The organism is Flavobacterium algoriphilum, from assembly GCF_048158655.1.
Classification (GTDB): Bacteria; Bacteroidota; Bacteroidia; order Flavobacteriales; family Flavobacteriaceae; genus Flavobacterium; species Flavobacterium algoriphilum.
Map to the genome: position 1 here is coordinate 46,551 of NZ_JBLNKY010000002.1, position 24,631 is coordinate 71,181.

Sequence of the window (24,631 nt, forward strand, 5' to 3'; positions counted from 1 at the left end):
TGAATATGAATTTATTTAACTTAAAAGGAAAAAGAGCGCTCATAACCGGAGGAACTCATGGTTTAGGGATGGCAATGGCTGAAGGATTGGCAATTGCTGGAGCAGAGCTTGTAATTACAGGGACGACTCCAAGTAAGATGGAAGAAGCGCTGAATTATTATAAAAGCAAAGGATATACTGTGTCTGGTTATTTATTTGATGTGACTGATGAAAAAGCAGCTGCAGAAAATATTGAATTAATTACTAAAGAGTTAGGAGAGATTCATATTCTAGTCAATAACGCTGGAATTATTAAGAGAGAATTGGCAATAACAATGCCTGTTAATGATTTTAGAAAAGTGATAGATGTAGATTTAGTTGGACCTTTTATTATGTCACAATTAGTTGTTAAACAGATGATTGAGCGAAAAGAAGGTAAAATAATTAATATTTGCTCTATGATGAGCGAATTGGGACGAAATAGTGTTTCTGCTTATGCTGCGGCAAAGGGTGGTTTGAAAATGCTTACCCGAAATTTAGCTACCGAATGGGCAAAATATAATGTGCAAGTAAACGGAATAGGACCAGGTTATTTTGCGACAACACAAACGGAACCTATCCGAGTTGACGGGCATCCGTTTAATGATTTTATAATTAATAGAACACCAGCCGCACGTTGGGGTAATCCTGAAGATTTAGCAGGTACAGCCGTCTTTTTAGCATCAAAAGCGAGTGATTTTGTTAATGGGCAAATTGTATATGTTGATGGTGGGATTTTAGCTACCATCGGAAAACCTTCAAATGAAAATTAATATTTAATAAATTTATAATGAGCACAAAGTTTATAAACGATAATTTTTTATTAGAGAATAAATACGCGGAAGAATTATATCATAATTATTCTAAAAATCAGCCTATCATTGATTACCACAACCACTTATCCCCACAGCATATTGCTGAAAACACCATTTTCGACAATGTAACTAAAGTATGGATAAATGGAGATCATTACAAGTGGCGTGCGATGCGTACTCTGGGAATAAATGAGCAATTTATCACTGGAAACGGTTCTGATAAAGATAAATTCATGAATTGGGCAAAAACGGTTCCGTATACCATGCGTAATCCATTATACCATTGGACGCATTTAGAACTGGCGCGTTATTTTGATATTTATGATTTATTAAACGAAAAATCTGCAGAGAAAATATACGACGAAGCTTCCGCTAAAATAAATTCGGCAGAATACAGCACTCAGAATTTGCTTCGAAAAGTAAATGCGGAATTTGTATGTACTACTGAAGATCCAATTGATACATTAGAATACCACCAACAACTGGCAAAAAGTTCTTTTCAAACTAAAGTTAGTACCGCTTTTAGACCTGATAAAGCTATTTTAATTTCAAATGATGGGTATAACGCTTACTTAGATACTTTAGGTGAAGTAGCGGGCGTTTCTATTAATTCTTATGCTGATTTGTGTACGGCGTTATTAAACAGAATTGAATATTTTGATAAAAATGGCTGCAAACTTTGTGACCATGGTTTAGACCAAATCTATTTTGAAAACTTTACAGAAAGTGAAGTGAATTCAATATTCAAAAAGAAAAGAGAAAATCAAGCAATTAGTAATGAGGAAGCTTTAAAGTTCCAAAGTGCTGTTTTATTGTTTTTAAGCGAAACATACCATCAATATGGATGGGTTCAGCAGTTTCATTTAGGTGCGTTAAGAAATAATAATGCACGTATGCATAGAATTTTAGGCCCTGATACCGGATGGGATTCTATTGGAGATTATCCACAGGCACAAAAATTATCCGGTTTTTTAAATGCTTTAGACAGTAAAGATAAATTGACAAAGACAATTATTTACAATCTAAATCCTGCTGATAATGAAGTTATGGCTACCATGATTGGAAACTTTAATGATGGAAGCGTAAAGGGAAAAGTACAATTTGGTTCCGGATGGTGGTTTTTAGACCAGAAAGATGGAATGACTAAACAATTGAACGCACTTTCTAACATGGGATTGATTAGTTGTTTTATCGGAATGCTAACGGATTCAAGAAGCTTCTTGTCTTTTCCAAGACATGAATATTTCAGACGTATTCTTTGTAATCTTTTAGGAGACGAAATTAAAAGAGGCGAACTTCCTAATGATATGGAGTGGATTGGTAAGATGGTTTCGGACATTAGTTATAATAATGCCAAAGAGTATTTCAAATTTTAATACTTTAAATAACTATAAATTTCATCTAGATTATGACCTATTTAGCAAAAAGTAATCTTTTTTTTAAAGAAGAAGAAACCCAATGGGAAGTAGTTGGTCAAGGCGTGCAACGTCAAATAGTAGGATTTGATGATAGGGTTATGATGGTCAATGTTAAATTTGATAAAGGAGCAATAGGTCCTTTGCACAATCATCATCACACTCAAGTTACTCATATTGCCGCAGGTAAATTTGAAGTAACTATTGAAGATGAAACTAGAATATTAAAAAAAGGAGATTCCTTTTATATTCCTTCTGATAAAATACACGGTGTTGTTTGCTTGGAAGAAGGGATGCTTATAGACGTTTTTAGCCCTATAAGAGAAGATTTTATGAAAAAGACAAACATTTAATTTTATATATAATGAATAAAGTAGTCTCTTTTGGCGAAATAATGTTACGTCTTTCAACAGAAAGGCATTTGCGTTTTGAGCAAGCAAAAGCATTTACAGCTTCCTATGGTGGAGGTGAATTTAATGTGGCTGTTTCTTTAGCTAATTATGGTGTAAATGCAGAGTTTGTAACAAGGCTTCCCGATAATGAAATAGGAACTTGCGCATTAAAAGAAATGCGAAAAATGAATGTAGAATCCAAAAATGTAATTTATGGAGGAGAACGTTTAGGAATCTATTTTCTGGAGACTGGTGCAGGGACCAGAGGAAGTAATGTAGTTTATGACCGTGCCCATAGTGCTATGGCAACCATTGAAAAAGGGGCTATTGATTGGGAAAAAGTTTTAAAAGGTGCTACTTGGTTTCATTGGAGTGGTATTACGCCAGCCATATCGGAGAGCGCCGCTGAAGCCTGTTTAGAAGCGGTAAAAATAGCCCATAAATTAGGGATTCCTATTTCATGTGATTTAAATTACAGGTCTAAATTATGGCAATATGGTAAAACCCCAAGTGAGGTGATGCCGGAGCTATTGAAATACAGTAATGTAATTTTGGGAGATATCGATACGGCTTATTTTATGTTAGGAATAGCTAAAGTAAACCCGAATTATCAAGATGAAAAAACACTTCCGGCTTTGTATACGAAGTTGTTTGAATTATGTCCAAACTTGAAAACTGTGGCAACTACATTGCGTTATTCTGTAAGTGCTTCTCATCAAAGAATTGGAGGTATTTTATTTGACGGTAAAACCATTTATAATGCAGCCGTAAAAGAAGTAACTCCTGTGGTAGACCGTGTAGGTAGTGGAGATGCTTTTATGGGTGGATTAATTTATGGTTTGTTAGAATATCCAAATAACGATCAACGAGCGTTGGATTTTGCAGTTGCAGCTTGTTGTTTAAAACATACAATTGCAGGAGATTACAATTTAGTTACCTTAAAAGAAGTTGAAAATATGCTAGATGGTGATTCCGCCGGATTAGTTTCAAGATAAATAAAAAATTATGGCAAAATATTCAAGAATAGAAGTAGCAAGTGTAATGGCAGCAACAGGAATGGTTCCTTTGTTTTTTCATACCGATGTTGAACTAGGAAAAAAAATTGTAAAAGCCTGTTATGATGGTGGAGCACGTCTGATGGAATTTACCAGCAGAGGTGATTTTGCTTTTGAAATTTTTGGAGCACTTAATAAATATGCATTAGCTGAATTACCGGGAATGATCTTGGGAGTTGGTTCTATAACGGATGCCGCAGCAGCTTCACTTTATATGCAATTAGGAGCTAATTTTATAGTAACTCCAGTTTTAAGGGAAGATATTGCGATTGCATGTAACCGTCGAAAAGTATTGTGGTCACCGGGTTGTGGTACCCTTACTGAAATTGCGAGAGCAGAAGAATTGGGTTGTGAGATTGTAAAATTATTCCCTGGAGACATCTATGGACCAAATTTTATAAAAGCAATAAAAGGGCCTTGCCCATGGACAAGCATCATGCCTACTGGAGGTGTTTCAACTTCGGAAGACAACTTAAAAGGTTGGTTTGACGCTGGTGTAACCTGTGTGGGAATTGGTTCTCAACTTATTTCTAATGAAATCTTGGCGAATAAAGATTATGATGGCTTGAAGCTGAAAGTACAACAAACCTTAGCTATAATAAATAAAGTTAGAAATAAATAAAAGAACAATTAGCTTTTAAAGCTTGTTCGAAAACATAAATATAAACCGAATTATTTAAATATAAAATGGAAAAATTAAATAGAAAAAATTTAGGATTAGAAAAGAAGTTCCCAATAAAGGTAGTCCAATTTGGGGAAGGTAATTTCTTAAGAGCTTTCGTTGATTATGCTTTTCAAAGACTAAATAAAGAAGTTGATTTCAATGCTGGAATTGCAATAGTTCAGCCATTGAAAGATGGTATGGTAAACATGATTAATGACCAAGATGGTCTTTACACGTTGTTTATGAATGGAATCAAAAAAGGAGAGAAAATACAGGATATTGAGTTAATTACTAATGTTGTGAAAGCTATAAATCCATATACTGATTTTGCAGATTATCTAGCTTTAGCCAAAGAAGATGAACTTCAATTTATTGTTTCAAACACCACAGAAGCTGGAATTGAATTTATTGAAAGTGATACTCCAGATATGCAACCACCAGTTTCATTCCCGGCAAAGTTGACTGTTTTATTGTACGAAAGATTCAAACATTTCAATGGAGATGCTGCTAAAGGATTGACTATCATTCCTTGTGAATTGATTGATTATAACTCGGAGACTTTAAAAAAATATATTTTGCAATATTGTGATTTATGGAAATTAGCCGATTTATTTAAAACTTGGGTATCAGAAGCTTGTACGTATCACAGTACTTTGGTTGACAGAATTGTACCTGGATATCCAAGAGCTGAAATTGAAGAATACAATAGCAAATTAGAGTATCAAGACGATTTAATTGTTGCTGCTGAACCATTTTTCCTTTGGGCTATTGAAGGCGGTGATGCTTTAAAACAAAAATTGCCTTTTCATAAAACGAATTTGAATGTGAAGATCGTTGACGATATACGACCTTTTAAAATGATAAAAGTTCGTATTTTGAACGGTGCGCATACAGCAATGGTTCCTGTTTCACTTTTGCACGGTAATAAATTAGTAATGGAAACAGTTAACGGAAGTTTTACGGGAAAATTCGTAAACAGCATTATTAGTGAAATTAGTGGTACCCTTGATATGGACAAAAATGAAATCCTTGCCTATTCTGAAGAGGTAATGGATCGGTTTAAAAATCCATTTATCAAACATGCACTTGCTGATATTGCTTTAAATTCTATTTCAAAATTCAAAGTAAGAGTTTTACCTAGTTTATTGCAACATTATAATGCGAATAAAAAACTGCCTACTAATTTAACTTTTTCATTAGCTTGTTTAATCCAATTCTACAAAGGAACTTGGAATAACGAAGTATTACCTGTAAGAGATTCTCCAGAGATAGTGGAAGCATTTAAAAATGACTGGCAATTAGGAACTTTAGATTTGGTTGTAACTAAAATTTTAGATAATAACGAATTCTGGGGTGAAGATTTAACAAAAATCAAAGGATTGTCAGAAGCTTTAGTACTAGCTTTGAATGAAATTGAAGAAAATGGAGTTGAAAATGGGTTTGTTAACTTTAACAAACAATATGAAAATAAGTCAATCAGTATATAATTTATAATCATGCAAAAAAAATTAATTAAAGTAAACCCGTCCGATAATGTTGCTGTAGCATTAGTTAATCTAGTTGCTGGTGAAGTTATCAACTTCGAAGGTGAGGATATCACTATCGAGACCGATGTGAAAATGAAGCATAAAATTGCAATGTATCCTTTTGAAATAGGAGAAAAAATTATTATGTATGGTGTTTTAGTAGGTAAAGCTAGTGCGGCAATTGCAAAAGGGGGGTTTCTTTCTACTGAAAATGTAAAACACGAAAGTGCAAAAGTAACAGCTAAAACGCAAACTATCGGTTGGACTGTTCCTGATGTAACTAAATGGAAAGATAGAACTTTTCAAGGATACCAGAGAACAGACGGACAAGTAGGAACGGAGAATGTTTGGTTATTTTTCCCATTGGTTTTTTGTGAAAACAGAAACATCGAAATCTTAAAAGGAATTTTCGAAAAAGAACTAACCAAACCTAAAGAAAACGATTACCAATTGTTGCTGCGTTCTTTAGTAAATACTGAAAAAGGGACTGAAGATGTTGTTACAAAATCAAACGAAGTAGATTTGTTTGAAAATATTGAAGTGAAATTTATCCAACATCAAGGTGGTTGTGGTGGAATTCGTCAGGATTCACACTCTTTGGCAAAACTTTTGGCTGGATACGTAAACAATCCAAACGTAGCTGGTGCTACTGTTTTGAGTTTAGGTTGTCAAAACTTGCAAATATCTATTTTCCAAGATGCGATGAAAGCCATTAATCCAAACAGTGATAAACCGGTTTTGATTTACGACCAACAACAGATTGGGACTATTGAAGATATGTTGAATACGGTTGTCAAAGACTCTTTCGCAGCTATCAAAGAAGCGAATAAAATTAAAAGAACTCCTACTCCATTATCAAAATTAAGAATTGGTTTAGAGTGTGGTGGTTCTGATGGATTCTCTGGAATTTCTGCTAATCCAACATTAGGTGTTTTATCTGATAATTTGGTTGCTTTAGGAGGAACTACCATTCTTTCTGAATTTCCTGAATTATGTGGTGTAGAACAAGAATTGGTAAACCGTTGTGTAGATGACAAAGACGGAAAACGTTTCTTGGAATTAATGCAATGGTATGAAAAAACCGTAGTTGATGCCGGTTCTGGATTTGATATGAATCCATCACCAGGTAACATTAAAGACGGTTTGATTACTGATGCGATGAAATCTGCGGGTGCTGCTAAAAAAGGAGGGACATCCCCAATTGTAGGTGTTTACGATTATGGCGAATATATTAATGAACCAGGTTTTACATTGTTATGTACCCCAGGAAATGACGTAGAATGTACAACGGCAATGGTAGGTTCTGGAGCAAATATGGTATTGTTTACGACAGGTTTAGGAACTCCGACAGGAAATCCAATTGCGCCAGTTGTGAAAATATCTTCTAACACTCAATTAGCGCAAAAAATGTCTGATATTATCGATATTGACACTGGTGGAATTATCACTGGTGAAAAATCAATTAATGAAATGGCAGATGAAATGCTGGAGTTTATTATAAATGTAGCAAGTGGTACGATTAAAACCAAAGCAGCTATTTTAAATCAGAATGATTTTATTCCTTGGAAAAGAGGGGTTTCTTTGTAAAAGAAAAATCGAATTTTTTAAGATAAAAAAAGTGTGAAGTTTATAGCTTGACACTTTTTATTATCGTTAAAGACCGTGTCTCATAGATGATTTTCTAATATGCAATTCGGGGTTCAACACTACCTTTTTCTCTATTTTAATCTTTTCGGTACTGTTTATTTGTTCCAAGAATACTTTTGCTGCCATCTTGCCCATTTCCATAGGGGACTGATCGACTGAGGATATAGAAAGTTCCATGAATTTTGTAAAAGGTTCATTACCAAAACCAAACACACAAAAGTCTTCGGGGATACTTATACCTTGTTCTTTTAGTTCTTGGATGGCTCCCAAAGCTGCAAAATCACTTGAGGAGAATATGGCATTTGGAGGATTTTTTAACTTTAATAATTTTTCTACAGCCTGTCTTCCTGCTTCAACGGTACTTTTTGTTTGTATTATATAATCCTCATTATATTCGATGCCACTGTCCTGGAGTGCTTTTTTATATCCGTTATTCCGATTTTCATATATCTCTAAAGATTGGTCTCCTGTTAAATGGGCAATTTTAGTACATCCTTCTTCTATGAGATGTTTAGTCGCTAAATACCCTCCTTCAAAATCGTTTATTGTAACAGAACTAACACCATCAATATTTTTCTTTCTGTCAAAAAAGATCAATGGAACATTTTTTTCAATGACTCTATTAATAATGGAATTATTCTCTTTAGAAACATTCGAAGCAGATATTAAAATACCATCCACTTGTGCATTTAATAGTGTATTTATATTGTCGATTTCTCTTTTCTCGTTTTCATGTGTTTGACATATGATAACATGATACCCTTCAGGTTGTAATTCATCCTCTATTCCTCTAATAACAGAAGCGAAAAAATTACTATCAATGCGCGGGACAATGACTCCTATATTGCCGCTTTTGCCACTTTGTAGTGCTAAAGCAAGCTTGTTTTGTTTATAATTCATCAGAGCCGCTGTTTCTAAAACTAGTTTACGAGTACTGGCGCTTATTTTAGGATTATTATTTAAAGCACGAGATACCGTAGCGGCAGTTGTATCAAGTTTTTTTGCAATGTCGTAAATTGTTGTTTTTTTATTCACAATGAATTAATGTTTATTAGAGAGTAGCAAAATTAATGTTTTTTTATGTCTGTTTTTGCGTATTGTTATCGATTGCATAAAGTTTTAACAATTACTAGTATTTGTAAGTGTTTTAATAAAGAACTAATAGCAATAATGTGGTTTAAACGCATTATTTTTATAATAACTGTATTAATAACTGTTTATTTTTATAAGAATATTATTTTAATTGATTTTATGTTGGTTATTTGAAAATTAATATTTAAGTTTGTGTAATCGATTGCATAAAATTGTTTTTTAATAAAAGAATAAGGTTAATTTAGAAATTTTAATAAATCAAATGGTAATAAATCTTTTTTTTACAAGAAACAACGTCTTTCTGATTTTGTTTTCAATGTTTTTTCTTTCCTGTGGGGTAAAGCAACAGCAATCGATTGTAGGTGATAATCCATGGAAAACCATGCAGCATATTATTGACGGTGTAAAGGTGCCTTCTTTTCGTAATAAAACTTATATAATTACTGATTTTGGAGCGCAAAATGGCGGTATTTTTGATAATACTCAGGCATTTAAAAAAGCAATTCAAATTTGCACTGAAAATGGGGGAGGGAAAGTTTTGGTTCCGTCTGGGAAATATTTAACGGGTCCTATACATTTAGAAAACAATGTAAATCTCCATTTAGAAGAAGGTGCTGAAATTTTATTTAGTACCAATACCGCGGATTATCCGATTGTTCATACTTCATGGGAAGGAACAGAATTGATGAATTATTCGCCTTTGATATATGCCTACAAGAAAAATAATGTGGCGATAACTGGAAAAGGAATATTGAATGGTCAGGCAAACAACGAAAAATGGTTGTGGTGGTGCGGAAGCAAAATATATGGCTGGAAAGAAGGAATGCCAAGTCAAGGAGACCCCGCAAATAGAGTGATATTGGTTGCTATGGCTGAAGAAGGAGTTCCTGTTTCGGAGCGCGTTTTTGGAGAAGGACATTATTTGAGACCAAATTTCATAGAGTTTTTTGAATGTACAAATATGCTTTTGAAAGAGGTGAAAATTATTAATGCTCCATTTTGGGTAATACATCCTATCAAGTCTACCAATGTTACAGTGGATGGGGTTACGGTTCAAAGTCATGGACCTAACAATGATGGATGTGATCCGGAATATTCAAAAAATGTTATTATAAAAAATTGTACGTTCAATACAGGGGATGATTGCATCGCTATTAAGTCTGGAAGAGATGCTGATGGAAGACGTGTGGCGATACCAAGTGAAAATATAATTGTTCAAAATTGCAAAATGATCGATGGTCATGGAGGCGTTGTTATGGGGAGTGAAATTTCCGCAGGTGTAAGAAATGTCTTTGTAGAAAATTGCGTTATGGATAGCCCAAATTTAGATAGAGCAATTAGACTAAAATCAAATTCTAAAAGAGGAGGTTTGATTGAAAACGTTTACGTGAGAAATTTAGACATTGGACAAGTGAAAGAGTCAGTTTTGATAATAGATATGTTTTATAATGTATATGGAAGTCAGTCGGGAAATTTTATTCCTCGAGTACAAAATGTCTTTCTTGAAAACATAAAGGTAAAAGACGGTGGGAAGTATGGTATTTTGGCCAAAGGCTATAAAGAAGCTCCTATTAAAAATGTGGTATTTAAAAACGTAAAAATTGAGAAAGTTGGTAAAGCTTATTCTATTGAAAATGTAGAAGGGCTTCAATTAATCGATACTTATGCTAATGGGGCGCTTGTAGCGAGCCCAAAATAAAATAAATCCACTACTAATATAATAAAATGATTTTGGTTTAATTTTTTTGTTTTTTATTAGGGGCTTGATTGGTTTGTCAAGCTCCTTTTTTTAATAATGAAGAAAATTTAATTTTTTATTACAATAAACGAATAATTCTAATACAACATAAAAATGAAAATAATAAAAAGCATTGCCGCATCAGTATTAGTATCACTATTTTCTTGTAAAGCACAAGAGAAAAAAATAGCAACAGCATCCAAAACCTATGCTGAAGTATCTGTAAAAGAGGGCGGTAAATGGGAAGGACGTAAATACGTTGGGGGTACTTATAAAAATGTTCAAAGATTAAAGGTTGCTCCGGAACATACGGATCATTCTTTTGATATTCGATATGAAGGTGCTGGGTGGGAAAGTAATAAAATAGGGTATCGCTTGTATCTCGACTGGAGAAATGCAATTGATATTTTTGGAAAAAAAACCGAAGCAATCGTTTTGTCAAAAGTGGGACAGGATAATTTTGATTCCTATCATGAAATGAGCGATTGGGGTGCTGATATTCTAAAAGCTGGAAAAGGAATCGGAGTAGGTTCCATCGATCGTTATCTTAACAAGGAAAGATTACATTTTTATGCAGTAGATTCTACAATAGTTAGAGTAGAAAATGAACCAAATAATTCAAGTGTAAAGGTGCAGTATTATGGTTGGAAAACAGCTTCGGATAAAATTGATTTCACATCTGAATTAACCATTAATCCTGACCAGCGTTATACCAAACATACCATTCAATCGTCAAAAAAAATAGCTGGAATTTGTACGGGAATCGTAAAACAAAAAAATACTGAATTACTTAAAAAAGAAAGCAAAAATAAAAAATGGGCTTATTTGGCAACTTATGGTACCCAATCTTTGGTGCCGGATAATTTAGGAATGGCTATTTTTTATCAAACCAATACAATTGAAAATTTAGTCGATGCGGAATTTGATTATCTTTTAGTTTTTAAACCTACAACAAAACCGACTTCGTTTTATTTCTTAGGCGCTTGGGAACAAGAACCAAACGGAATCAAAAACAAAGAAGCTTTTTTGTCTTATTTAGATCAAAAACTGGTAGCACTGAATGATAAGAATAAAATTTAATTTAAATGGAAAGCGATACTAATAAAATAGGGATTTATGGGAGACTAATGTTACAGCAACCAATTTTAATTGGAAACAGCAAACTGAGACCTGAAACTTTCCTCCAGTTTCGGAATGATTCATCATTGTCTTTTAGAAACAGATTTTTATCGTGTATCTTACTAGTAGGATTGGTTTTTGTAAGTTGTAAAACTAGTGCACAAGAGCAAGTGAAAACTCTTACCCTAAAAAAAGAAATGGCTATTCCAGTTGCACTAAAATGGTCAGAGCGAATGGCATTGTCAATAATGAAACGCCATCCTAAAGCCTGGCAGATTGATAATCATGAAAAGCCCAAATGGGATTATAAAATTGGTATGATTTTGACGGGTTATGAAAAATTATACACTACAACTAAAAATCAAAAATATTTCGATTATATCAAAGAATATGCCGATGAATTGATTGATAGTACCGGATCTTTTCAAAATTTTAATCCCCAAGATCATAATATTGATTTTATTAATGCGGGGAAAATACTTTTTAATCTGTATGATAAAACAAAAGACCCAAGGTATTTAACGGCATTGAAAACATTGAGAAGACAATTTGAGAATCATCCTAGAACTCGATCCGGTGGCTTTTGGCATAAAAAAATCTACCCAAATCAAATGTGGTTAGACGGCTTATATATGGGGGAACCATTTTATGCAAGATATACTGTTGCGTTTGAAAAAGGAGCGAAATTGAATGATGTTGCCCATCAGTTTGAATTGCTGCACGACCATGCATTTGATAAAAAAACAGGCTTGTATTTTCATGCTTGGGATGAAAGTAAACAAATGGCTTGGGCAAATAAGGAAACCGGAACGACACCCCATATTTGGTTAAGAGCGCTCGGCTGGTATGCAATGGCATTAGTTGATGTGTTGGATTATTTTCCAAAAGAGCATCCGAAACAAAAAGAATTAGTAAGATACTTAAATGAATTTGCTGTAGCGGCAAGCAAGTTTCAGGATAAGTCAGGATTGTGGTATCAAGTTCCAAATTTGGCAACTAAAAAAGGAAATTATTTAGAAGCGTCAGGTTCATCAATGCTTACTTATGCTTTTGCAAAAGGGGTAAATAAAGGATATTTACCTTCTGAATTTAAAGGCGTAGCCACTAAAGGGTTTAACGGTTTGACAAAAAAACTAATAAAAGTTGATGCCGATGGGGAAATACATATTACTCAAGTTTGTGCAAGTGCAGGACTTGGAGGAAATCCTTATAGAGACGGTTCTTATGAGTATTATATCAGCGAAAAGATCAAAGTGGACAATTCTCATGGTTTAGGTTCTTTCCTTTTAGCTGTAATTGAACTAGATAAATAAAAGTCATTTTTTAAAAATAATTCTAACAACAAAACATATTTAAATGAAAAATAGTCTTAAAACTAACTGTTTTACAGTGTTGAGCATAATGCTGACATTGTTATTTGTAAGCTGTAAAACCATTTCTCAAACGGATACAAAATCAGTTGATGCTAAAAAAGAACTGCTTATTTCAGCTAATTTAAAATGGTCAGAGCGAATGGCACTTTCTATTATGAAACGTCATAAGGAGTCTTATATGATCGATGATGCTAAAGCGCCGCATTGGGATTATGTCCATGGTTTAGTACTCACCTCATTTGAACAATTGTATAAAGAAAAGGGTAATAGTAACTATTCCGATTATATCAAAAGCTACGTCGATGTCTTAGTTGATAAAGATGGAACCATTAATACCTATAAAATGGAAGCTTACAATATTGATATGATTGTTGCAGGGCGATTATTATTTAATTTGTACAAGACCACTAAAGACAATCGCTACTTAATTGCAATGCAAACTTTAAGAAAGCAACTAGAAGGTCAGCCTAGAACTACCAGTGGTGGATTTTGGCACAAAAAAATATATCCAAACCAAATGTGGTTAGATGGGTTGTATATGGGGGAACCATTCTATGCAGAATATACTGCTACTTTTGAAAAGGGAGCAAAACTGGATGACGTTGCAAAACAATTTGAACTTATTCAATTGCATGCCACTGATAAAAAAACAGGATTGTTGTACCATGCTTGGGACGAGAGTAAGCAAATGCCTTGGTCCAATAAAGAAACAGGAACGTCACCAAATTTTTGGTCAAGATCAATCGGGTGGTACGCAATGGCTTTAGTAGATGCTTTGGAATACTTCCCAAAGAATCATCCAAAACAAAAAGAATTAGTTGGGTATTTGAATAATGTTGCAAATGCTTTAGAAAAATTTCAAGATAAATCAGGTTTGTGGTACCAAGTGACTGATAAGGGAGACAAAGCAGGAAATTATTTAGAATCATCAGGAACTTCCATGTTTGCTTATGCTTTGGCAAAAGGAGTAAACAAAGGATATTTACCTAAAAAATTTAAAACAGTTGCTACTAAAGCTTTTGATGGTTTGACCAGAGAATTGATAAAAGTGGATTCTAATGGAGAAGTTACCATAATACAAGCTTGTGCAGTTGCAGGTCTTGGCGGAAGTCCTTATAGAGATGGATCGTATGAATATTATATAAATGAGAGAAAAAAGGATAATGATCCTAAAGCTACAGGTCCATTTATATTGGCTGCATTAGAGTTGAATAAATAAAATAGACTTACCCAATTAAGTTTAAAGCATACTAAAACTGTTTCATTTTAAAACAAATGGGACAGTTAATCCTAATTTCTTTACCTATGAGATTGATACTGATTATTACTTGTGTTTTATTGTTTATTCCTAATCAGCTAGTTTTTGGACAAGCAAAAAAAATGGATAGTAATTCGTTAGTATGGGTAGCTGATAATAGAGATGGAACGTATAAAAATCCAATTTTGCATGCTGATTATTCGGATCCGGACGTAGTTAGAGTTGGAAATGATTATTATATGACATCCTCTTCTTTCAATTGTATTCCTGGATTACCTATTCTACATTCTAAAGATATGGTAAATTGGGAACTGGTAAATTATGCACTTCCAAAACAGCCTCCTTTTGATGTCTTTGACAAACCACAGCATGGAAATGGGGTATGGGCACCTTGCATAAGATACCATAATGGGGAGTTGTATATTTATTATCCAGATCCGGATTATGGAATTTATATGATCAAGACAAAAGATCCGAAAGGCGTTTGGTCCAAACCAATTATGGTAAAAGAAGGCAAGGGTTTGATTGATCCTTCACCTTTATGGGATGACGACGGTAAAGTGTACCTTGCTTTTGCTTTTGCGGGAAGCAGAGCAGGAATTAAAAGTCTTTTGGCAATTTGTACCTTAAATACTGAAGGAACAGTTGCTAACGATGATGATGTAATCATTATTGATGGTCATGATAGTGAATCAACAATTGAAGGGCCCAAATTATACAAGCATAATGGCTATTATTATATTTTTGCTCCCGCAGGAGGTGTATCTACTGGATGGCAAACTGTTTTGAGATCGAAAAATATTTGGGGACCATACGAAAAGAGAAAGGCTATGGACCAAGGAAAAACAAATATTAATGGGCCACATCAGGGAGCTTGGGTACAAACTCAAACTGGAGAAAACTGGTTTTTTCATTTTCAAGACAAAGGGGCTTACGGAAGAATTGTTCATTTGCAACCTATGAAATGGGTTGACAATTGGCCGATAATCGGAACCGACAAAGATGGCGATGGCACTGGCGAACCAGTATCCATCTACAAAAAACCTAATGTTGGAAAAACATATCCCATCACAACTCCTCCTGATTCGGACGAATTTAATACTTCAAAGTTAGGGTTACAATGGCAATGGCATGCTAATCAACAGGTGTATTGGGGTTTCCCTTCCACGATGGGTTATTACACGATGTACTGTCGTCCAATGCCAAAAGAAGCCACCAATTTATTTGATATGAGAAATTTATTACTACAAAAATTTCCTGCCGAAGAATTTACAGCTACGACCAAAATGACTTTCAATGCCCGTTTTGATAGAGAGCAAACCGGTTTGTTGATAATGGGACTTGACTACAGTTATTTGAAAGTAAAACAATCAGCAGGACAACTCTCTATATCACAAGTAATCTGTAAAAATGCAGACAAAAAAGGAATCGAGACAGAAAGTGAAGCTATTAAATTAAAAAGCAATTTGTTTTATCTGCAGGTAAAAGTAAAAGCGGGAGGTATATGCAATTTCTTTTATAGTGAAGATGGTGAAAAATACACAGCCGTAGGAACAGATTTTATTGCAAAAGAAGGCAAATGGATTGGTGCAAAATTAGGTTTTTTAGCACTTCGAAACGGAACAATAAATGACGCAGGAAGTGTTCGTATTGATTGGATTCGAATTAATAAATAAAGAATGAAATATTTTCAAAAAGGTATGCGTATTGTAATTGCTTCTTGTTTATTAAGTTTTAGTGTTCAGGCTCAAATTCTTAGTAAATCATGGAAAGAGGTTGTTAATACTAAAGAAGGAACTTGGTTTGCTTCAAATGAGGCAAAAGATATTGCTCAAAATGTATTGTTATATCAACGCAACATTGGTGGTTGGCCAAAAAATATCCAAATGCAAAAAAAGCTTTCGAATGATGAAAAGCAAAAATTAATTGCACTTAAAAGCGATCCTAACGAAATCACCACAGATAATGATGCTACATTTCAACAGCTGATTTTTCTTTCTAAAATCTATAGACAGGTGCCAGAGGAAAGATATGAAAAAGCTTTCCTTTCAGGGCTTGATTACTTATTAGAAGCGCAATATGAAAATGGAGGATGGCCTCAGTTTTACCCGTTAAAAAAAGGATATTATACGCACATTACGTATAATGATGATTCCATGGTAAATATCCTGAATGTTTTAAAAGAAATTGTTGATAAAACCGATTGTTTTTCGATAAAACCGTCTGAGGAAATCGTTAAAAGAGCCCAAAAAGCATTCGATAAAGGAATAGATTGTATTATAAATACACAATACAAACAGAACGGGGTTTTAACAGGCTGGTGTGCGCAATACGATGAATATACGTTGGCTCCGGCTAAAGCACGTGCTTATGAATTACCCTCTTTAAGCGGAAAAGAATCAGCACAAATTGTATTGCTATTAATGTCAATTGAAAATACATCAAAGGAAATAATAAATGCAGTAGATTTTGCTGTAGTATGGTTTGATAAAGCAAAAATAAAAGGGTTAAGAGAAGAGCGTTTTTATGATGAAAAAGGTAAAATAAACGACAAGAAAATGGTTTCAGATGTGAATGCTCCTGATATATGGGCTCGTTTTATGGAACTGGAAAGCAACACTCCTTTTTTCTGTGATCGGGATGGTATAAAAAAAGGGTCGTTAGCTGAAATTGGCATGGAACGCAGAAATGGATATTCCTGGTACACAAATGAGCCAAAAGAGGTACTGGCAAAATATGAAAAGTGGAAAGAAAAGTATTTGATTGCAGATACTAAAACAGTTGTAAAACAGAATAAAGTTGTTGCTAAAGACGAATTTAATGTTATTGTTGCTCAAGACGGAAGCGGTGATTACACAAGTATCCAAGAAGCGATAAATAATTCACCCGCATTCCCTTATAGACGGGTTACCATTACTGTAAAAAATGGAATCTATAACGAGAAAGTAAAAATTCACGAATGGAATCCCAATATTTCATTAATAGGACAAAGTAAAGAGAAAACTATTATTACGTATGGGGATTATTTCAGTAAGATTAATTTAGGTAGAAATAGTACTTTTTATACCTACACGGTCTTAGTGGAAGGGGCTGATTTTGTGGCTCAAAATTTAACCATAAAAAATTCATCCGGACAAGTAGGGCAAGCGGTGGCTTTGGCACTAAATGCTAATAGCGTTTTGATTTCGAATTGTATTATTCTGGGCAATCAGGATACTTTGTATGCCACTGGCACTAATAACAAACAGTATTTGAAGAATTGTTATATTGAGGGAACTGTCGATTTTATCTTTGGTCAAGCGACCATGTTATTTGAAAACTGCATCCTTCATAGTTTAAAAGATTCATACATAGCCGCTGCATCTACTCCTGAAGGAGTTAATTATGGTTTTGTATTTAAAAATTGTAAACTGACTGCTGATGTAAAGGCAACCGAAGTTTATCTGGGACGTCCTTGGCGTATTTATGCAAAAACGGTTTTTATTAATTGCGAAATGGGAAAACACATCAAGCCTGAAGGCTGGAACGATTGGTCCAAGCCTGAAGCAGCAAAAACGGCTTTTTATGCGGAATATAATTGTTCCGGAGAAGGATGTCTTGCTGGGAAAAGAGTTTCGTGGTCACATCAACTGCAAAAATCAGAGGCGAAGAAATACACGACCGAAAATATTATGGGATTGGATTTTTCCAACAAAATAAAAGACTGGTCTTTGAAATCAAAATAAATTCTCAAACAAAGTTGTTTTTTAAATCAACGTTAAAAACAAAATCATGAAATACCGAATCCTCTTATTGCTGATACTTTCGCTAAACTGTTTGGCTCAAAAAACCACTATTTATTCTATAGGAGATTCTACAATGGCTAATAAAATTAAGCCGGAAGTAAATCCAGAACGAGGTTGGGGACAAATGCTGTCTTCTTTTTTCAATGATGAAGTTAATGTAGATAACAGGGCAGTAAATGGCAGAAGCAGCCGTAGTTTTATTAATGAAAAACGTTGGGATTCCGTTTATAAAGTATTAAAACCAGGTGATTATGTTTTTATTCAATTCGGACATAATGATGAAAAATTTGCTGATTCAACTCGATATACCAATCCACATACAAGTTATCGCCATAACTTAATCCGTTTTGTAAATGAAAGCAGAGAAAAAGGTGCCATTCCCATATTATTCTCTTCTATAGTGAGAAGAAATTTTAATGAAAATGGAGTCTTGATCGCAACGCATGGGGAATATCCATTAGAAACTCGTTTAGTCGCCCAGGATTATAAGGTCCCATTTATTGATTTAGAATATTATACAGAATTATTGGAAATGTCTTACGGACCTGAAAAATCAAAAAAATTGCATTTGCATTATAAAGCAGGAGAAATTCCTTATTATCCCGAAGGGAAGGAAGACAATACGCATCTTTGTGTAGAAGGAGCCACTGAAGTTGCACAATTGGTTGTCAATCAAATTAAATTATTGGACAGTCCTTTACTTGCAAAATTAAAAAACGCAATTAATAAATAATCAGTATTCTACAAGATAATTTTATAAATTCTAAAGCGAATGAGCTCTAAACTTTGTTAAAAATGAAAATGATAAACGCATATATATGTATTGTTTCGCTATTTTTTTATTAATTGTTCTGCTGGGAATCCCAGTAAAACTGAAAATATTGAGAATAAATTATATGATATAATTGTAATGCTAAAGGAAGCGGGGATTTTGTTACGGTTCAAGAGGTCATAAATGCGGTGCCTTTTCTGCAAGAGAAAGAAACCATAATTTTCATTAAAAATGGTATTTATAAAGAAAAATTATTTCTGGCACAAAATAAAATAAATATCACTTTGATAGGATAATAATGCTAGAACGGTTTTTATTAAATGTAAAATGGGCAATCACATCAAATCTGCAGGATGGCATAATTGGGGTAGACCAGTAATTGAAAAGATATTTAAGGATTGGACTTTTCTAACAAAATAATTGAATCTTATTAAAAGGTAAAATAAATCATCAAACAAAGTTATTTTCTATTCAACTTTAAACTTAAAAATTATGAAATGTAAACTTCTTATTTTCTTGCTGCTCTCTTTAAATTGTTTGGCTCAAAAAAGTAATTTTCCATCTGGCACAGTTGATTCTATTGTCAAACGGATTCAATTGCCTCAAATTCCTTCGTTTAAAATTGAAGTTACACGACTAGGGGCCAAAGGAGATTCCATTAGTGATGCCAAACCGGCTTTTGATAAAGCCATGGCACTTTGTAAAAAGAATAATGGAGGTACAATCATTGTTTCTAAAGGTGTTTATAGGCTAAATGGTCCCATTCACTTTGTAAGTAATGTAAAGCTATTAATTGAAAAAGGGGCTAAAATTCGCTTTAGTGAGAATCCTAAACATTATTTACCAATGGTGTTGACAAACTGGGAAGGAACTATGATTTATAATTATAGTCCGCTTATTTATGCGTATGGTTGCACTAACATCGTTATAACCGGAGAGGGAACTATTGATGGAGAAGGAAGCAAAGTTTGGAATAGTTACAAAGCAAAAGAGGGAGTCGATAAAAAATTAAGCCGAGAAATGAATCATAGCAATATGCCTGTCAAGGATAGAAAATTTGGTACCGGACATTTTCTAAGACCACAACTGATTCAGTTTTTTAATTGCAAAAATATTTTAGTCGAAAATGTAAAAATTGAAGACTCGCCATTCTGGTGTCTTCATTTATTAAAATCAGAAAGCATTACCGTGAGAGGTTTAAAATACAAAGCATTTAATGCCAACAATGATGGAATCGATCCAGAATATGCCAAAGATGTTTTAATAGAGAATATTGATTTTGATAATGCGGATGATAATATAGCAATAAAAGCGGGTAGAGACGATGAAGGCAGAGCCAATAGTGAAACCCCAAGTGAAAATATCGTGATTCGCAATTGTAATTTCAAAGGACTGCATGGGGTTGTTATTGGGAGTGAAATGTCGGCTGGCGTCAAAAATATTTTTATTGATAACTGTAAGACAAGTGGTTTTTTAAAAAGAGGAATTTATTTAAAAACTAATGCAGATAGAGGTGGATTTATTAAAAATATTTATGCCAGAAACATCCAATTGGATGAGGTTGAAGATTGTATTTACATCACGGCTAATTATATGGGCGAGGGCAGTGGTGGTTTTCCATCGGATGTATCCGATATTTTCTTGTCCAATATTACCTGTACAAAAGCAAGAGAAACTGCGATTATTATTCAGGGTTATCCGCAAAAGAAAGTGCGAAACGTATATTTGGATACTATAGAAGTTAAATCGGCAAAAAACGGAATGACAATCCTGAACTCCGAAAATGTAACAATGAATGATGTTATAATAGGGCAAAAAGCGACTGTCCCAACTTCAGCCAGTAATTCAATTAAACACTAAACTTTTGTAGTCAGTAAACAACCATTTTCTATAAATGTTCAGTTATTAATTTTTTGCTCTTTAATCCCCAAAACTATTCTAATTTAAATATATTGAAATTGATGAAAATTATTGAGTGCCTAAATACAAGCAAATAGTAGATTCAGTTATTTATAATGTATCCATTGGAAGATTTTCAATGGATCAGAAGATTCCATCCATTAATATGCTTAGTGAGGCATTTAATCTATCGAGGGATACTGTAGAGAATGCCTATAATATTTTAAAAGAGAGAAATGTAATTTCCCCAATCATGGGTATGTTTTGTTTCTGATTAATAAATTAAGTTCTTATAAGATGAGTGTTTTTAATTCTTTTGTAGATAAATATAGGAGGGAATTCAAAAGTAGATCTTCATGTGTATCATTTTGACGAAACCTTATTTTTAAATTTATTAGATAAAAATAAGTTTGCATATGACAAGTATGTTATCATGCCACATTTTAAAACAAAAGATTTAAAGCATGTGAGTCTTACCGATAAAGCATTAAAAATTATAAAAGAAATACCGAAGGAAAAACTAATTATTTTAGATGAAAAAAATAGTTTACTTGAAGATGCAATCGTTGAGATTCACCAAGATTTTGAAAATGATATTTATAACGCTTTGAAAGAAGGTCTTTTTCAAAATAGCTAAGTATGATAAATTCATATTGATTTATCCAGAGAAGGCTGTTTATCCCTATCCAAGGAGAATTTTAAATGGATTTAAGAAATTTTGTGTCGAAAACAATCTCGATTTTGAAGTCCGGGATGAGATATGCGACGATATGCTTTTGATAAAAGGAAATTTGTTTATCACGATTGAAGAATCTGAGTTGGTTAGTTTAATAAAACAAATTAGAGATTATGAATTTCAATTAGGGAAAGAGATAGGTGTCATTTCTTATAATGATACACCTTTTAAAAGAGTTGTTTAGAATAACAGTAATTTCGACAGATTTTAAAATGATGGGGGAAACTGCTGCAAGGATGATTTTAAATAAGGAAATAGGTAAAGTGAAAAATCCATTCAATTTTATTGACAGATACTCAATTTAGACCTATGTTTGGTGTTTTTAAATTATAGAAATACTAATAATTTTTTCTTTTTAAATTAGAAGTGGAATCACTAAAATATGATTTTAGTCTTGCTAAAAAAAGATGTAAACTATAAATTCAATAAAGTATAACCATAAAAAAACTCCATTATCTCTAATGAAGTTTTTGTGGGCGATGAGGGGTTCGAACCCCCGACCCCCTCGGTGTAAACGAGGTGCTCTGAACCAGCTGAGCTAATCGCCCTAGTACAATTTAGTAATTTTCATTGCCTTATTGCGAGTGCAAATATAAGCTTGTTTTTCGTTTATCCAAAACATTTTTGTACAAATTTTAATATTTTTTTGAAATAGTTTATATTTAATTGGTGTTTAGTTCATTAGGTTTGGCGTAGTTTTTAAATAAGTTGGTCTTGCATCTGTAAAACGAAGTTTAATAACGGTAGAAAGTTAAATCTCTTTATTTAAAGGCAATTCAGCTACTACAAACGTACTCCCACCAATAAAGATAAAATCATTTTGTGTAGCATTATCTCTAGAAGATTGATAGGCACTTGTTACAGAGTTGTATGTATCTCCGTTGAGGTTGTGTTTTTTTGCTTTTTCTTGTAAAATAGCAGCATCTAAACCACGGGGAATGTTCGGTTTACAGAAATAATAAATAGCATTCTTTGGGAATAAAGGTAAAACTTCATCCAAATCTTTGTCATTTACCATTCCAAGTACAATATGTAGTTTTTCAAACGTTTCTTTTTGAATTTGGTTCATAACAATCTCTAATCCGTTCCTGTTGTGTGCGGTGTCACAAATAACTTTAGGGGATTCGCTTAGTTGTTGCCATCTTCCTTGAAGTCCAGTGTTTTTTACAACCAGTAATAAGCCAGATTTGATGTCTTCTTGGAAGACTTTAAATTCTTTTTGGGCATTTAATACAGCAATAGTTTGCAATACTGTTTTTTTGTTCTGCAACTGATAATCACCAATTAAATCAGAAGGATGCGTTTCGGTAATTAATTCAGAGGCAAAATAGATTTCTGAATTACATGTTTTGGCTTTTGCCAAAAAAACAGGTTTGGTTTCAGTAGTATATTCTCCAATTACTACAGGAATGGTTGGTTTTATAATTCCCGCTTTTTCAAAAGCAACAGATTCAAGAGTGTTGCCCAGAAATTGGGTATGATCCAATCCAATATTCGTAATAACAGATACAAGTGGCGTAATGACATTGGTAGCGTCTAATCTCCCGCCCATACCAACTTCTATGATGGCGATGTCGACTTTTTCTTTTGCAAAAAAATCAAAAGCCAGTCCAACGGTCATTTCAAAGAAACTCATGTCGTTTGCTTCAAAAAAAACTTTATGCTTATTGGCAAAATCAGTAACAAATGATTCAGAAATTTCCATTCCGTTAATTTTGATGCGCTCCCTGAAATCTTTTAAATGAGGCGAAGTATATAATCCCACTTTATAGCCCGCTTCCTGAAGTATGGAAGCCAGCATGTGTGAGGTAGAACCTTTTCCATTAGTTCCTGCAACATGAATGCATTTTATTTTTTCTTGAGGATTATCAAGATGATCTACTAGCAAATGTGTGTTGGTTAAATCTTTTTTATAGGCCGAAGCGCCCTGAAGTTGGTACATCGGGAGTTGATTAAACATCCAATTTATAGTTTCCTGATAGTTCATATTTTGAATAAAATAGTCATTGTTTAAAATATTTTTCGATTTTTTTAGTTTAATAGTACATCGAAAAGTATCTTTATTGCAAAATTGAAATAATTTTTAGAATTAATGAGTAAAAATCAATAATAATATATGTTTAGTTTTATACAATTACAGGCGGACACTATTGCTAATGCTGCGTCAAACGTAGTAATCGAGAAAATTGCTCCAAATACTGAAATCTCTGTTTTGGAATTTATTTTAAAAGGAGGGTTTTTCTTAATCCCAATTTCAATCCTATTATTCTATACTTTTTATTTAATTATAGAACGTACTTTGTACATTAGTAAAGCATCAAAAATGGATCACCGATTGATGTCAGATGTCAGAGATAATCTAAATTCCGGTAATTTGGAATTGGCTCGATCCTTAGCCGAAAGAAGCAATACGTCTTCCGGTAACATCATTAAAGAAGGAATTCTTGTTATTGGCAGACCTATAACGGAGATTGAATCTAATATGGATCGCGCTGCGGACATTGAAATTGGAGAAATGGAGAAGCATTTGGGTCAATTAGGTCTTATTGCAGGGATTGCGCCTACATTAGGATTTATTGGAACTATTTCAGGAGTTATTAAAATATTTTATAGTATTTCGGTTACTGAGAACATTAGTATTGGTAATATCTCTGGAGGTTTATACGAGAAAATGATCAGTAGCGGTTCCGGATTATTAGTTGGTATTATTGCGTATAGCGCGTACCATCTATTAAACGGAAAAATTGATAATTTTGCTTTAAAAGTTCAAAAACAAATACTGGAATTTGTAAATATTATTCAAAGATCGTAACATGTCCATAAAACGAAAAAGAAGATTTCATGCCGAAGTGGCTACTTCGTCATTAAGTGATATTATGTTTTTCTTGTTGTTGTTTTTTCTGATTATATCCACTTTGGCTAATCCTAATGTTATAAAAATGACATTGCCAAAAGCAAAAGCTAACGAGAAAACCAACAAGCAATACATCAGTTTGTCCGTTACAGAAGACAAGAAATTCTATATCGACAAGCAACCGGTAGCATTTGAGGAGCTGGAAACAACTTTAATGTCTAAAATCAATAACGAAAAGGACCAAACCGTTGTGGTGAGGATCCCGTTTAATTTACAAGTGCAAGACTTAGTTGATGTATTGCAAATAGGAGTAAAGAACAATCTGAAGTTTGTCATTGCCACGAGTCCGAAATAAAGTAATTATCATTTGGGCGTGACCACAATAGAAAAAGGGGCTAATCAGCATAAAGTTGATTAGCCGCTTTTTCTATTGTGGTCGGGCTATCCGCAGTACTTCGGTACTTGCTTCTATC

At 33.6% G+C, this 24,631-nt stretch carries 19 protein-coding genes, 1 tRNA gene and 2 pseudogenes; 19 read left to right on the forward strand and 3 right to left on the reverse strand.

The genetic code is table 11. The annotated features are described in order from the left end of the window. Positions 1-5: 5 nt before the first annotated feature. From ACM55G_RS04955 to ACM55G_RS04985, 7 genes are all read left to right on the forward strand, one after another. Positions 6-791, forward strand: coding sequence for a gluconate 5-dehydrogenase (locus tag ACM55G_RS04955; RefSeq protein ID WP_416842816.1), 786 nt, complete (start codon positions 6-8; stop codon positions 789-791). A gap of 17 nt (positions 792-808) precedes the next feature. Further along, positions 809-2,209, forward strand: coding sequence for a glucuronate isomerase (uxaC, locus tag ACM55G_RS04960; RefSeq protein ID WP_416842817.1), 1,401 nt, complete (start codon positions 809-811; stop codon positions 2,207-2,209). A 32-nt stretch (positions 2,210-2,241) separates the two neighbouring features. Next, entirely contained in the window at positions 2,242-2,601 is a 360-nt protein-coding gene (locus tag ACM55G_RS04965; RefSeq protein ID WP_416842818.1) for a cupin domain-containing protein, read from the forward strand. Between the two features lie 11 nt (positions 2,602-2,612). Then, the gene (locus ACM55G_RS04970) at positions 2,613-3,635 is read left to right on the forward strand and encodes a PfkB family carbohydrate kinase (protein ID WP_416842819.1); all 1,023 of its coding nucleotides are present in this window, start codon (positions 2,613-2,615) and stop codon (positions 3,633-3,635) included. Positions 3,636-3,645: 10 nt separating this feature from the next. Further along, entirely contained in the window at positions 3,646-4,317 is a 672-nt protein-coding gene (locus ACM55G_RS04975) for a bifunctional 4-hydroxy-2-oxoglutarate aldolase/2-dehydro-3-deoxy-phosphogluconate aldolase (protein WP_416842820.1), read from the forward strand. A gap of 65 nt (positions 4,318-4,382) precedes the next feature. Next, positions 4,383-5,846 carry a tagaturonate reductase gene (locus ACM55G_RS04980; RefSeq protein ID WP_416842821.1) on the forward strand — a complete coding sequence of 488 codons (1,464 nt, stop codon included), beginning with the start codon at positions 4,383-4,385 and terminating at the stop codon, positions 5,844-5,846. Positions 5,847-5,855: 9 nt separating this feature from the next. Next, positions 5,856-7,472 carry a UxaA family hydrolase gene (locus tag ACM55G_RS04985; RefSeq protein WP_416842822.1) on the forward strand — a complete coding sequence of 539 codons (1,617 nt, stop codon included), beginning with the start codon at positions 5,856-5,858 and terminating at the stop codon, positions 7,470-7,472. A 66-nt stretch (positions 7,473-7,538) separates the two neighbouring features. Here ACM55G_RS04985 and ACM55G_RS04990 read toward each other — a convergent pair whose 3' ends face one another. Then, on the reverse strand, positions 7,539-8,567 hold the full coding sequence (locus ACM55G_RS04990) for a LacI family DNA-binding transcriptional regulator (protein ID WP_416842823.1): 1,029 nt from the start codon (positions 8,565-8,567) through the stop codon (positions 7,539-7,541). A gap of 373 nt (positions 8,568-8,940) precedes the next feature. On the opposite strand from ACM55G_RS04990, the gene ACM55G_RS04995 reads away from it, so the two are divergent. The 10 genes and pseudogenes from ACM55G_RS04995 to ACM55G_RS05040 all read left to right on the forward strand — a co-directional run bounded on the left by ACM55G_RS04995 (position 8,941) and on the right by ACM55G_RS05040 (position 21,609). After that, complete coding sequence (locus tag ACM55G_RS04995) at positions 8,941-10,323, forward strand: glycoside hydrolase family 28 protein (protein WP_416842824.1); 1,383 nt, start codon at positions 8,941-8,943, stop codon at positions 10,321-10,323. A gap of 153 nt (positions 10,324-10,476) precedes the next feature. Continuing rightward, complete coding sequence (locus tag ACM55G_RS05000; RefSeq protein WP_416842825.1) at positions 10,477-11,442, forward strand: DUF4861 family protein; 966 nt, start codon at positions 10,477-10,479, stop codon at positions 11,440-11,442. 5 nt (positions 11,443-11,447) lie between these two features. Beyond that, positions 11,448-12,794 carry a glycoside hydrolase family 88/105 protein gene (locus ACM55G_RS05005; RefSeq protein ID WP_416842826.1) on the forward strand — a complete coding sequence of 449 codons (1,347 nt, stop codon included), beginning with the start codon at positions 11,448-11,450 and terminating at the stop codon, positions 12,792-12,794. Between the two features lie 43 nt (positions 12,795-12,837). After that, positions 12,838-14,073, forward strand: a complete 1,236-nt coding sequence (locus ACM55G_RS05010) for a glycoside hydrolase family 88/105 protein (protein ID WP_416842827.1) — start codon at positions 12,838-12,840, stop codon at positions 14,071-14,073. An 86-nt stretch (positions 14,074-14,159) separates the two neighbouring features. Continuing rightward, positions 14,160-15,788 (forward strand): glycoside hydrolase family 43 protein, encoded by a 1,629-nt coding sequence (locus tag ACM55G_RS05015; protein ID WP_416842828.1) that lies wholly within the window; start codon positions 14,160-14,162, stop codon positions 15,786-15,788. Positions 15,789-15,791: 3 nt separating this feature from the next. Beyond that, on the forward strand, positions 15,792-17,837 hold the full coding sequence (gene pelA / locus ACM55G_RS05020; protein ID WP_416842829.1) for a pectate lyase: 2,046 nt from the start codon (positions 15,792-15,794) through the stop codon (positions 17,835-17,837). 46 nt (positions 17,838-17,883) lie between these two features. Beyond that, positions 17,884-18,630 carry a rhamnogalacturonan acetylesterase gene (locus ACM55G_RS05025; RefSeq protein ID WP_416842830.1) on the forward strand — a complete coding sequence of 249 codons (747 nt, stop codon included), beginning with the start codon at positions 17,884-17,886 and terminating at the stop codon, positions 18,628-18,630. A gap of 191 nt (positions 18,631-18,821) precedes the next feature. Then, positions 18,822-18,965: pseudogene (locus tag ACM55G_RS05030) on the forward strand (pectinesterase family protein); the annotation flags it as partial. A 196-nt stretch (positions 18,966-19,161) separates the two neighbouring features. Beyond that, positions 19,162-20,529, forward strand: a complete 1,368-nt coding sequence (locus ACM55G_RS05035) for a glycoside hydrolase family 28 protein (RefSeq protein WP_416842831.1) — start codon at positions 19,162-19,164, stop codon at positions 20,527-20,529. 115 nt (positions 20,530-20,644) lie between these two features. Further along, positions 20,645-21,609: pseudogene (locus ACM55G_RS05040) on the forward strand (substrate-binding domain-containing protein). Between the two features lie 168 nt (positions 21,610-21,777). On the opposite strand, the gene ACM55G_RS05045 reads toward ACM55G_RS05040, so the two are convergent. Then, positions 21,778-21,852, reverse strand: a tRNA-Val gene (locus ACM55G_RS05045). Positions 21,853-22,055: 203 nt separating this feature from the next. Then, complete coding sequence (locus tag ACM55G_RS05050; RefSeq protein WP_416842832.1) at positions 22,056-23,291, reverse strand: bifunctional folylpolyglutamate synthase/dihydrofolate synthase; 1,236 nt, start codon at positions 23,289-23,291, stop codon at positions 22,056-22,058. A gap of 129 nt (positions 23,292-23,420) precedes the next feature. On the opposite strand from ACM55G_RS05050, the gene ACM55G_RS05055 reads away from it, so the two are divergent. Continuing rightward, positions 23,421-24,116: a MotA/TolQ/ExbB proton channel family protein gene (locus ACM55G_RS05055; RefSeq protein ID WP_416842833.1), complete on the forward strand. Its 696-nt coding sequence runs from the start codon at positions 23,421-23,423 to the stop codon at positions 24,114-24,116. A 1-nt stretch (position 24,117) separates the two neighbouring features. Beyond that, positions 24,118-24,513, forward strand: a complete 396-nt coding sequence (locus ACM55G_RS05060) for an ExbD/TolR family protein (protein WP_416842834.1) — start codon at positions 24,118-24,120, stop codon at positions 24,511-24,513. Positions 24,514-24,631: the final 118 nt, after the last annotated feature.